The 11,786-nt window shown below is 69.8% G+C and carries 8 protein-coding genes and 1 tRNA gene; 5 read left to right on the top strand and 4 right to left on the bottom strand.

Annotated features, from left to right (window positions below; translation table 11 throughout):
* Window positions 1-125 precede the first annotated feature (125 nt).
* The gene (locus ACIQOU_RS08755) at window positions 126-2,312 is read left to right on the top strand and encodes a hypothetical protein (RefSeq protein ID WP_401535267.1); all 2,187 of its coding nucleotides are present in this window, start codon (window positions 126-128) and stop codon (window positions 2,310-2,312) included.
* A 5-nt stretch (window positions 2,313-2,317) separates the two neighbouring features.
* The gene (locus ACIQOU_RS08750; RefSeq protein ID WP_401535264.1) at window positions 2,318-3,937 is read left to right on the top strand and encodes an ABC transporter substrate-binding protein; all 1,620 of its coding nucleotides are present in this window, start codon (window positions 2,318-2,320) and stop codon (window positions 3,935-3,937) included.
* Window positions 3,938-4,066: 129 nt separating this feature from the next.
* Here ACIQOU_RS08750 and ACIQOU_RS08745 read toward each other — a convergent pair.
* Window positions 4,067-4,140, bottom strand: a tRNA-Gly gene (locus tag ACIQOU_RS08745).
* 587 nt (window positions 4,141-4,727) lie between these two features.
* Between ACIQOU_RS08745 and ACIQOU_RS08740 the strand changes: the two genes are divergently transcribed.
* Window positions 4,728-5,231: a phosphoribosyltransferase gene (locus ACIQOU_RS08740; RefSeq protein WP_401535262.1), complete on the top strand. Its 504-nt coding sequence runs from the start codon at window positions 4,728-4,730 to the stop codon at window positions 5,229-5,231.
* Window positions 5,232-5,332: 101 nt separating this feature from the next.
* Here ACIQOU_RS08740 and ACIQOU_RS08735 read toward each other — a convergent pair whose 3' ends face one another.
* The gene (locus tag ACIQOU_RS08735) at window positions 5,333-6,268 is read right to left on the bottom strand and encodes a Yip1 family protein (RefSeq protein WP_401535260.1); all 936 of its coding nucleotides are present in this window, start codon (window positions 6,266-6,268) and stop codon (window positions 5,333-5,335) included.
* Window positions 6,269-6,496: 228 nt separating this feature from the next.
* The gene (locus ACIQOU_RS08730; protein WP_401535258.1) at window positions 6,497-6,763 is read right to left on the bottom strand and encodes a hypothetical protein; all 267 of its coding nucleotides are present in this window, start codon (window positions 6,761-6,763) and stop codon (window positions 6,497-6,499) included.
* Window positions 6,764-6,961: 198 nt separating this feature from the next.
* Here ACIQOU_RS08730 and ACIQOU_RS08725 point away from each other — a divergent pair, with 198 nt between their 5' ends.
* The gene (locus ACIQOU_RS08725) at window positions 6,962-7,996 is read left to right on the top strand and encodes a terpene synthase family protein (protein ID WP_401535256.1); all 1,035 of its coding nucleotides are present in this window, start codon (window positions 6,962-6,964) and stop codon (window positions 7,994-7,996) included.
* Window positions 7,997-8,090: 94 nt separating this feature from the next.
* Here the strand turns inward: ACIQOU_RS08725 and ACIQOU_RS08720 are convergent, their stop codons facing one another.
* Entirely contained in the window at window positions 8,091-10,373 is a 2,283-nt protein-coding gene (locus ACIQOU_RS08720; RefSeq protein ID WP_401535254.1) for a (Fe-S)-binding protein, read from the bottom strand.
* A 317-nt stretch (window positions 10,374-10,690) separates the two neighbouring features.
* Between ACIQOU_RS08720 and ACIQOU_RS08715 the strand changes: the two genes are divergently transcribed.
* Window positions 10,691-11,710: an MraY family glycosyltransferase gene (locus tag ACIQOU_RS08715; RefSeq protein ID WP_401535252.1), complete on the top strand. Its 1,020-nt coding sequence runs from the start codon at window positions 10,691-10,693 to the stop codon at window positions 11,708-11,710.
* Window positions 11,711-11,786: the final 76 nt, after the last annotated feature.

Genomic DNA, 11,786 nt, shown 5'->3' with positions numbered 1-11,786 from the left:
GCCTCCACAATGCGCACGATCCCCAACCTTCTTCCACGCAACGGCCGTTGTCCCAGCAGAAGATGTCATGTTCACTAATCCTCCTGCGCTGTGCCGATCACCCGTTCCAGGGCGAGGAGTCACCCGTGAGTGAGGATCTGGGGTTCGAAAAGCTCCTTGACGAGGTCGGTTTCTTCGCGCGCCTGCTCGGGCGGTCACCCTCGGGTCACGGCCGCGAGGCGCTGTACGGCCCCGACCTTCCCGTGGTGCTGCTCACCGGCGGCCCGGGCATGGGCAAGGGCCGACTGCTGTGTGTGGTGCGGGACCGTTTCGCCCCCAAGGTGCCGGTGATCCTGCTGGACTGCGCCTCGCCGGTGTACGAGGGCCGGGTGGGGCCGCAGACCAGCGCACGTTCGGCCACGACCGAGGCACTGGTCGAGGTCGCCCGGCGGCTGCGCACCTGGCAGGGGACAGGAGGGTCGTTCGTCTTCCCCCGGCTCTTCACGGGCCTGGCGGTCCTCGCGACCGGCGTCAAGAGCCTCACTCCCGGCACTCCCGCCACGCCCGCCGACGTCACCACGGAGATCGACCGGTACGAGGAGCTGCCGCAGCGGCACGGAATCGCCGGTCTGGGAACGGGCGACTTCTGGAGAGGCGTACTGCTCGGAGCCGGCCGCAACCTGCTGGCGACCTTTGCCGGGCAGGTGCTCGACCCGTATGCGGCCACCGTGGCCAACGCGTTGCTCGACGACCTGTTCGCGCGTCTGGCGCCACGGGGCCGGACGGAACTCGCGCGGATCTACGGCGCCTATCCCCACGCGGCCGGTAACCCCCAGCATGGGCTCCTCAACCTCGCCGCCGACTTCCAGGCGGGCGGCGAGCGACGGAAGGAGGCGGAGAACTTCCTCTTCCGGGCGCTCCGGGAGGACCTTGAGGCGGGGTACGCGGGGACGGCGGCCTGGCTGCGCCGCGTCGGCCGCCCGGGACTGCTGCTGGACCGCGCCGAGTCACCGCTGGGGGAGCAACTGCTGCGTGCCGTGCTCGACGACCGCCGGGGCGGCCGGCGCGACCGCGTGGTGATCGTGGGCACGGCGCGCAGGGCGGACGGCGGAGCCTTCCTGTACGAGGGGCTGGCGCCGCAGGAGGTGGGGCTCCCGGCGGTGTTCCGGCCCGTCGGCGACGTACTGCCCGAGTGGTCCCGGAGACCGGCCCCGAGCAGGGGCCCGGCGCCGCTGACCGACGGGGTGCTCCTCCTGAGCATGCCCCTGCTCACCACCGACCAGATGCACGGGCAGACCGCGCACCGACAGCACCGCCCGGAACCGGAGGACAGCGCGAACCGTCGCCGTATCGACGTCGCCGTGGTGAGGCTGAGCGGCGGACGGCCGCACACGGTGACCCGGCTGGCCGCCGCCGCCACCTCGTTCCGGATGCCGACGGACGCCAACGACCGGGACATTCTGGACGCCACGCTGCCCGGCCCGGACGGCGACACCGGCCCGCGCACGGTGGGGGACGCCCTGCTGCGGGAACTGATCCTGGACCAAATGCCGGTGGAACTGGCGCCCCAGCACCACGGCCGCTGGCTCGACCTGCTCACCCATCTGTCGGTGGCCCACGACGAGGAGTGCGCGGACGTCCTGCTCCGTCATCATCAGGCGGGCCGTGTGCACCGCCTGGCGGCCCACGAGGTCTCCCAACTGCTCACCGACACCGGGTGGCCCGGCTGCGGACGGCACTTCATCGGGGACTTCGGGCTGCGCCAGCAACTCGTGCACCGGCTGTACGGACTGCTCCCCGACGGCGCCGCCTGGTACGCCGACCACCACCTGCTGCGGGACCACTACGCCGGGCGTCCGGCGGACGAGGACGGCCCGCACGACGGGGCGTTCCACTCGGTCCTGGCGCACCGGATGAACCACCACCTGGTCTCCGGGGGCGTGGACGACGTGGTGCGCCACCTGACCGCCACGCTGCCGGGACGCCCGCAGGAATGGTGCGCGGAACTGCTGGAGATCGCCCAGGCGCCGTATCCGGGCGGGGCGGACACCCGACGGGACCGTGCCACGGGCGAGGTGACGGTGGCAGGACCGGCGCTGCGCCGCACGGTCGACCAGCTGCTGCACGCGGTGTGGCTGTGCGAGGAACGGACCAGACCGACCGGGAAGGAGACGGCCGACACGCTGGCCGAGCTGCTCAAGGATCTGTCGCGGATGGACGTCGAAGGCGCCGGTCAACTCGGCAGGACGGCCACCCAATGGCGTGAACTGGCCGGGAACGAAAGGCCGTTGCTGCGCTGTGCCTGCACCGATCGATTCGGCCAAGGGAGCTGACGGGGATGCCCAGATGGAAGAAGATCCTCTACATCGTGCTGGGCGTGCTGGGGGTGATAGCCCTGGGCTTGGCCATCTGCTACTGGCTGAACCGGCCCGACACCTGCCACCAGGGGGTCGAGCGGATCGACGACGAGTGCGTCGGCGTCAGCGGTGACGGCTACGACTTCGACACCCCGGAGATCCGCGACGTGGCCCGGGCCATCGCGCGGGAGAACAAGGCGATCGCGGGGCAGCCCCAGGTGACGGTGGCGATGATGCTGCCGCTCCAGTCGGGCAGTCCGGCACTGCGCCGGCAGATGCGCAGCGACCTGCAAGGCGCGTATCTGGGGCAGTTGGAGGCCAACGAGGGTGAGGGGGAGCCGCCGAAGATCCGCCTGGTGCTGGCCAACCCCGGACGCGACTACGGCCACCAGTCCACGGTCGTGGACACCTTGCTGCGCATGGCCGACTCGTCCGAGGACCGCCTGCGCGCCGTCACCGGCTTCAACCTCAGCCTCGATGCCACGCGAGAGGCCGTCGAGCGCTTGACGGCGCACCAGGTCCCCGTCCTCGCCTCCCGGATCACCGGGGACCAGATCGCGAACGACGACGGGACGGACGGGCTGACGAAACTCCGCTACCCCGGCCTGGCCAGGATCATCCCCACCAACTACGAAGCGGCCCAAGCGCTGGCCGACTTCAACGGCGAACGGGGCCGGGAGAATCGCAGGACGGTCCTCGTCTACGACACGCGTCCGGACAGCTACGACGAGTCGCTGGCGAAGGCGTTCTCCGGGATCAAGGAGAAGGGTCCTGCCGGTCCCGCCGCGATGCCCTTCGCGTCCCCGGGGATCGACACGGCGGGTTCGACCGGCAACCAGTTCACCCAGATCGCCAACAACATCTGCGACTCCGAGGCCGACACCGTCTACTTCGCGGGCCGCACGCTGCACCTGCGGATCTTCGCGCTCAAGCTGGCCGAGATGGGCTGCGAGAACCGGCACTACACCATCATCAGCGGCTCCGACGCCGCCTCCCTGCTGGAGGACATGTCCGCGAAGGACTGGGCGCAACTGCGCGGCGGCGCGGGCGGGCAGCCGAAGGTGACGGTGCAGTACGCCGCTCCCGGGCACCCCGCCGCCTGGAGCACCGAACTCGCCACCTGGCGCGAGAAGTGGGACGCGACCCACGACCGCGCGCCCACCGAGGCCGAGCTTCCCCAGTACCTCACCGAGCCCAAGGCGGCCCTGGACAGCCTGAACAAACTGATCAAGGCCACGCACGACAAGGGGATCGACCTCGGCTCCACCCCGAACCTGCTGGACTCCCGGACGATGCTCGTGCACGACGGCCTGGTCACCATCGGCACCGCGCTGCACCAGGTGCAGAGCGGCGGCGCCGAGAAGGTGCCGAGCCTGGCGGACGTCGGCCGGGAATGGCCCCAACTCCAGTCCCGCCACCGGGTGCGGGGCACCAGCGGCCTGATCTGCCTGACCAGCGGCGGGAACCCGTACGACAAGCCGGTCGCAGTCGTCGAACTGGAGCCGGGCCAAAAGGGCCTGGGCAAGTTGAGGTTCGTCGGCCTCGGCTGGCCCACCGGCCACGAACAGCCGAAGAACTGCGTGATCCCGAGCCACACCTGACAGCCCCCGAAAGCGGAACACCCCCGCCACACGGCCGACGATCAACGTTCTCGCCCCGAATCCGGCACACGAAGCCCGAAGAAGCAGACACAACAAAAAAACCCAGGTCGACGACCTGGGCCTTTGCTGTGGAGCGGGTGACGAGAATCGAACTCGCACTCTCAGCTTGGGAAGCTGATGTTCTACCACTAAACTACACCCGCGCGGGACGCCGCCTGGGGCGAGCGTCGGAACGCGTCGTCACTCTACCCCATCGCGGAGTCCCGGCGCTGAAGCGCGGCCTCGCAGGGTGCGCGCAAGGCGTGGACGCGCGTGCGGGCGACCGGAGTTGGGGCGTAGCGTGAGGGGCGGGAGAGGGAGCCGGGCGAGGCCGGAGTGCCGCCTGGAGGGCGCTCCTTTGATCCCGTAATGTGGCATTTTCCGTCGGGGAACCGACACCCCGGCGTGGCTCTTGGGAAAGGGACTCTGGGACTTGATGGATCGCACCGTCGTCCGATGTGCCGATGGGCACGTGTTCAACACCGCTTCGTTCCCGTTGCAGCAGGCCGAGCGGCTCGGCCCCGGACGACTCGTCCGGTGTCCACGGTGTGCCCGGCTCCGCAGTGTGGTGCCGGTCAGTCTTGAGCGGCAGCAGTGCTGAGGCAGCAGTGCTGAGGCGGCAGTATTAAGTCAGCGGTACTAGGGGGCAGCCCTAGGTACCCGCTCCCCGGCGACAGGCAGGCGTCGGGCGGAGTCGTGGAGAGCGCGGGGTCCCCCTGGGGGCTCCGCGCCTCTTGCGTATTCTGGGCCCGTGAATGACGCACCTGTTCGAGAGAATCTGACCTACGAGCGGTTCGGGGACGCCGTGCGCGAGCTGGCGCAGGTCATCGCCGACGACGGATACGAGCCGGACGTCGTGCTCTCCATCGCCCGCGGTGGCGTCTTCGTGGCCGGCGGGCTCGCCTACGCCCTCGACTGCAAGAACATCCACCTGGTGAACGTGGAGTTCTACACCGGCGTCGGCACGACCCTGGAGATGCCGGTCATGCTCGCGCCCGTCCCGAACGTGATCGACTTCTCCGACAAGAAGGTCCTGATCACCGACGACGTCGCCGACACCGGCAAGACGCTCAAGCTGGTGCGGGACTTCTGCCTCGACACCGTCGCCGAGGTCCGTTCCGCCGTCGTCTACGAGAAGTCGCAGTCGCTCGTGAAGTGCGAGTACGTCTGGAAGCGCACCGACGACTGGATCAACTTCCCGTGGTCCGTGCTGCCGCCGGTCGTGCGCCGGGACGGCCAGGTTCTCGACGCCTGAACCGTCCCCTACTCCTCAAGAGCGAGCCCTCAAGAGCGAGCCCTCAAGAGCCAGCCCTCAAGAGCCAGTCCTCAAGGGTCGGTCCGCAGAGGGCGACCCCCTTAGAACGTGCCCAGCTTCACGATCGACAGCAGAGCGATCAGCTGGATCGCGGACGCGCCCAGGGCCTTCGGCCACGGGAGATCGTGGGAACGGCTGACCATCACCGTCAGCAACGCCCCCGCCGCCACCCAGGTCGCCCAGCCGAGCAGCTGCACGAAGCTCGCGTCTCCGCCGAAGAACATGGCGACGACCAGACGCGGCGCGTCCGTGAGGGACATGATCAGCATGGAGAGCCCGACCGTCGGCTGCCAGGCGCCGTCGCCGCCCAGTTGGCGGGCCAGGGTGTGGGTCACCACGCCCAGCACGAACGACGACAGCACCATCGCGACCGCCGTGATCAGCACGATCGGCACCGCGTTGGCGAGCGTCGCGTTGATGGCGTCGGCGCGGGCGCCGTCGAAGCCGAACACGGCGAGCAGACCGTAGAGGAACGTCACGATCAGGGCCGGGCCCCACATCGCGTAGTCCCGCATCCGCAGGAAGGTCGGCGCCGGGGCGGTGAAGATGCCCTTCAGCAGTTCCTTCCAGTGCAGGCGCGGGCCGGTCGGGCCCGCCGGAGCCGCGCCGCCCGCCTGGTACGTACCGCTCTGGCGGTAGTCCTGCTGGTAGGCGGCCTCGTCCACGGAGAAGGCCTGGGTGCTGCCCGGGTTGTTCGCCGCGTACGGGTCCTGGCCGCGCTGCGGCGGGTAGCCGCCGTCGCCGAAGTACTCGGGTTCGCCGCCGCCCTGGCCGGCGTGACCGCCGTTGCCGAACTGCTGCTGCCCCTGGTACTGCTGCTGTCCCTGGTATTGCTGAGGTCCGGGGTACGGCTGTGGCGCCGGGGGATAGCCGTATGACGGTCCCTGCGGCGCCTGTTGTCCGTACGGAGGGTTCTGCGGTCGCGTATGCGGAGTGCCGTTGTCCCGGCCGCCCCGTCCGATCCTGAATCCAGCCACCCGTCGAACGTACCTGCTCCCGCCCCGTCCCGTGCCGGGCCCGCCCTTCCGGGCCCGCCTTTGCTGCCGACCTGTGACATCCCCTAGGGGTCCGATCAGGGTGTTTTAGGGGTTCTACGGGTATCACGGGGACCACTGGTGCCAGAGGTTCTACGGAGGCCACAGGTATTACGGGTATTACGGGTACTGCGGAGTCCACAGGTGTTACGGGTGCTCCGGGCTACCGGGCTACCGGGCCAGGAACTGGGACGTCGAGAAGGTGAGCGTGGGCTTGCTCGCCACCAAGCCCCTCCTCCTCCCCGGCTCGACGGTGACCGCGCCCGCGGTGGACAGCCCGCCGATCCGGCCCGGGAAGATCCGCAGCCCGGAGCCGCCGGGGACCGGCAGGGTGGCGCGGGCCGGGGCGGACAGCTCGTAGCGCAGGGCGACGGAGCCCACCGCGCCGACGATGGCGGCGGCGCTGAGCAACGTCCCGGCGGTGACCGGGCTCCCCACGGACCCGCCCCGCCCGCGCGCCGTTCACCTTGCCCGCACCCTCGGCAACGACCTCGCCCTGATGTACGTGGCCTCAACTCGCCGAATTTCAGGTCGAATTGATGGCACCCCCAGCTCCTCTCGCCCGCCCGCCCCAACTCCCGCTCCCGTAAGCTACATTCTGGACACTCTGTGTAAGTGCCGTTGAAATGAGGCGTCTTGGAGCTGGGCTCACGTGAACTGCCGGAGTTCTACCTGCCGTTTCCCGAGCAGGCCGGGCATCCCGAGGCCGCCGAGATCGAGGCGGCGGCCTGCGCGTGGGCACGGGAGCGCGGGCTCGTGGACGAGGCGGGATGGCGGCGGGTGACCGCGTCGCGGGTCGTGTCGGCGGGCACCGGCTGCTACGACCGTGCGGGGCGGGCGGAGATGGACATCCTGGCCCGCTGGTACGTGTGGTCCCTGGTGGTGGCCGACGACCTCGACGGCGGGCCGCGCGGGGAGAGCGCGCCGGAGTGGTCGCGCCGGAGCGCGGCGCTGGTGGCGGACCTGACGGCGGTGTTCCAGGGGCGCGCGGTGCCGGACGGCGCGCGGCACGGGCCGCTGTTCAGCGCGGTGGCCGACGACCTGTGGCCGCGCACGGCCGAGCGGATGTCCGCCGACTGGCAGCACCGGTTCGCGGACCACCACCACGCGTGTCTCGCCGCCTACCGCTGGCAGGCGGCCGTCCGCAACGGCATCCTCCCGGCGCCCACGCTGGCCGACTACATCACCCGGCGCCGCTTCTCCTACGGCGGCTACGTCTTCTTCGACCTGATCGACCTGGTGGAGGGCGTGCGGCTGACCGAGCGGTTCTACGCCGAGCGCACCTGGCACGACCTGACGGCCGCCGCCTCCGACGCCATGGCCTGGACGAACGACATCATCTCGCTGCCGAAGGACCTCCGCGACGGCGAACGCACCAACCTCCTCGTCCTCGCCCGCGGCCAACTCGGCGGCACCTGGCGGGAATGCGCGGACCAGGCCAACGCGATGGTCAGCGAACGGCTGCGGCAGTTCCTGTACGCCTACGCCGATCTCCCGTACACCGTCAGCAGGTTGGGCCTCGACGCGGAGGCCCTCACCCAGGCCCAGCAACTCGCCGCCAGGCTGGGCGCAAAAGTCCGCGCCTCCTTGAACTGGCATCTGCGCAGCGCCCGTTACACAGCGGAGAACGGCACCGCACCGGCGCCGACCGACGCGCCGCCGTCGCCCTGAGTCGCTCCGTCGGCCCCCGAGAACCCCAACGCCCCCTGCCCCGACCGGAGTCGGGGCAGGGGGCGTTCGGTTCGCTCGGGGAGCCGGGGCGGTGTTACTTCGCCGGCTCTGGTTCCGGGGCCGTTTCCTCGTCGTGTTCGTCCGTCGGGTCCAGGGGGGTTTTGACGGATTCCAGGAGGAGTTGGGAGACGTCGACGACCTGGATGGACTCCTTGGCCTTGCCGTCGTTCTTCTTGCCGTTGACCGAGTCGGTCAGCATGACCAGGCAGAACGGGCAGGCCGTGGAGACGATGTCCGGGTTCAGGGAGAGGGCCTCGTCGACGCGCTCGTTGTTGATGCGCTTGCCGATCCGCTCCTCCATCCACATCCGCGCGCCGCCCGCGCCGCAGCAGAAGCCGCGTTCCTTGTGGCGGTGCATCTCCTCGTTGCGCAGCCCGGGGACGCTGGCGATGATCTCGCGCGGCGGCGTGTAGATCTTGTTGTGGCGGCCCAGGTAGCACGGGTCGTGGTAGGTGATCAGACCCTCGACCGGCGTCACCGGGATCAACTTGCCCTCGTCGACGAGGTGTTGGAGCAGCTGCGTGTGGTGGATGACCTCGTAGTCGCCGCCGAGCTGCGGATACTCGTTGCCGATCGTGTTCAGGCAGTGCGGGCAGGTCGCGACGATTTTCTTCGCCGACCGGGGCTTCGCGGACTCGGGGACGACCTTGCCGTCGTCGTCCAACTCTTCGCCGAACGCCGTGTTCAGGGCCATGACGTTCTCCATGCCCAGTTCCTGGAACAGGGGTTCGTTGCCCAGGCGGCGGGCGGAGTCGCCCGTGCACTTCTCGTCGCCGCCCATGATCGCGAACTTCACGCCCGCGATGTGCAGCAGCTCGGCGAAGGCCTTCGTGGTCTTCTTCGCGCGGTCCTCCAGGGCGCCCGCGCAGCCGACCCAGTACAGGTACTCGACCTCGGTGAGGTCCTCGATGTCCTGGCCGACGACCGGGATCTCGAAGTCGACCTCCTTGGTCCACGCCAGCCGCTGCTTCTTGGCGAGACCCCAGGGGTTGCCCTTCTTCTCCAGGTTCTTGAGCATGGTCCCGGCCTCGGAGGGGAACGCGCTCTCGATCATCACCTGGTAGCGGCGCATGTCGACGATGTGGTCGATGTGCTCGATGTCCACCGGGCACTGCTCGACGCAGGCACCGCAGGTGGTGCAGGACCACAGGACGTCCGGGTCGATGACGCCGTTCTCCTCGGCGGTGCCGATCAGCGGGCGTTCGGCCTCGGCGAGCGCCGCCGCCGGAACGTCCTTCAGCTGCTCCTCGGACGCCTTCTCCTCGCCCTCCATCGTCTTGCCGCCACCCGCGAGCAGGTACGGCGCCTTCGCGTGCGCGTGGTCGCGCAGCGACATGATGAGGAGCTTCGGGGAGAGCGGCTTGCCGGTGTTCCAGGCCGGGCACTGCGACTGGCAGCGACCGCACTCGGTGCAGGTCGAGAAGTCCAGCAGGCCCTTCCAGGAGAACTGTTCGACCTGCGAGACGCCGAAGACGTCGTCGTCGCCCGGGTCGGTGAAGTCGATGGGCTGGCCGCCCGAGGTCATCGGCTGGAGCGCGCCCAGGGCCGTGCCGCCGTCCGCCTCGCGCTTGAACCAGATGTTCGGGAAGCCGAGGAAACGGTGCCAGGCGACACCCATGTTGGTGTTCAGCGAGACCACGATCATCCACACGAACGACGTGCCGATCTTGATCATCGCGGTGAGGTAGATCAGGTTCTGCAACGTGCCGGTGCCGAGCCCCTTGAACGCCAGGACCAGCGGGTACGACGCGAAGTACGACGCCTCGTAGCCGTCGACGTGGTGGATCGCGCCCTCCAGGCCGCGCAGCACGTAGATGGCGAGGCCGATGGTGAGGATGACGTACTCGACGAAGTACGCCTGGCCCGACTTCGAGCCCGCGAAACGGGACTTGCGGCCGGGCCGCGACGGCAGGCTCAGCAGCCGGATCACGATGAGAACGGCGATGCCGAGCACCGTCATCACGCCGATGAACTCGGTGTACATCTCGAACGGCGGGAAGTCGCCGATGACCGGCAGCACCCAGTCGGCCCGGAAGAGCTGCCCGAACGCCTGCGCGAGGGTCGGCGGCAGCGTGAGGAAACCGACCGCGACGAACCAGTGGGCGAATCCCACGATCCCCCAGCGGTTCATCCGGGTGTGGCCGAGGAACTCCTTCACCAGCGTCACACTGCGCTGGTAGGGGTTGTCGGTCCGGCTGCCGGCGGGGACCGGCTGGCCGAGTTTGAAGTACCGGACGAACTGGCCGATGGCGCGTGCGAGCAGCGCGACGCCGACCACGGTCAGAACCAGCGACACGATGATCGCGGCGAGTTGCATGGGGGCTCCTCGGGCCTGCGAGGGGGTCGTTACTAAGCGGTAACTTATGCGGTCGATCCGAGAGTACCCCCATACCGGGTCGCACTGTAGCGGGGTGCGGGGTGATCTGAGTCGCTGAGGGTTGCCTTAAGTGACGGATCAGGGGCAAGTCCGGGGGAGGGGTGAGGGAGCAGTCGGGGGCGGCTCGGGGACGGGTCGGGGTTTGTTCCGGAAGTCGGCCTTAACGGCGTCCGGAGCTGTCGAAGATCCGAAAAGATCTGAACGTGTTAAACGTGTTATTCACCCCCAATTACCCCAATCGCGCCTAATTTAGATCCGTGCTCTACGGGATCGTCGCCGCCACCACCGCCCTGTTCCTCGCCGCCGTCCTCACCGCTCTGCTCCGGCTGCCCGCCCGTCGGCTGGGCCTGCTCGACCGCAGGCGACAGCGCCCGGTGCCGCTGGCCGGCGGGACCGCCGTCGTGCTCGCCGCCTGCCTCGTGGCGGGCGCCGGGGAGTGGACCGGGACGGCGCCCCTCGGCGACGGGATCGCCCGGCTGCTGGTCGCGGGCGCCGCCGTCGCCGCGCTGGGGCTCATCGCCGACCTCCGCCGCGTCAAGGCCCGGCTGCTGATCGCCGGAACGGCGGTGGCGGCGGCCTGTGTGGTGCCGTACGCGGAGACCGGGTGGGCCGGCGGGGCGCTGGCCGTCGGGTGGATCGTCTTCGTGACCGTCTCCTTCCGGGCGCTCGACCACGCCGACGGACTCGCCGGGACCGTCGGGGTGCTCACCGCCTTCGCGATCGGCGCCTGTGCCGCCGCCGAGGTGATGGACGGGCTCGCCGTCCTGCTGAGCGTGCTGGCCGCCGCGCTGACCGGCTTCCTGATGCACAACTGGCATCCCGCGCGCGTGGCGCTCGGCGCGAGCGGCTCGCTGTTCACCGGGTTCGTGCTGGCGGCGGCCGCCGTGCACACCCGCGCGGGGCACTCGCTCGCCTCCAGCGCGGCCGTGCTGTTCTCGCTCACCGCGCTCGGCAGCGCCGACGTCCTGCTCGTGCTGGTCTCACGGCGGCTGGCCGGCCGGCCCCTGCTGCGCGGCGGCCCCGACCATCTCGCGCACCGGCTGCGCAGGCTCGGGCTGACCCCGCAGGGCGTCACCGTGCTGCTCGGGCTCGGCGGGTTCGCGGCGGTGCTCGTCGGGGTACTGGCGCACCTCGGGTGGGTGCCCGGGTCCGGTGGGCTCTGGGTGGCGGGGGTGGTCGTCGTCGCCGTTGGAGGGCTGCTTCGCGTTCCTGTTTACGGGGCGCGGCGGGCCGCGTCGCCGCAGGTCACAGGGCAGTTGCGTGTAAGGAACGGATAAGAGTTGAGCGGGGTTGACTCACCTCTGTTGACCGAGCGACGGACGTCGTGCACACTTGAGTCCGTTCCACTCAAGT

The sequence above is a fragment of the Streptomyces sp. NPDC091279 genome, from assembly GCF_044757465.1.
Taxonomy (GTDB): Bacteria; Actinomycetota; Actinomycetes; order Streptomycetales; family Streptomycetaceae; genus Streptomyces.
Note: the sequence above shows the minus strand (reverse complement) of the source record. Positions and strands in the feature narration are given on the sequence as shown.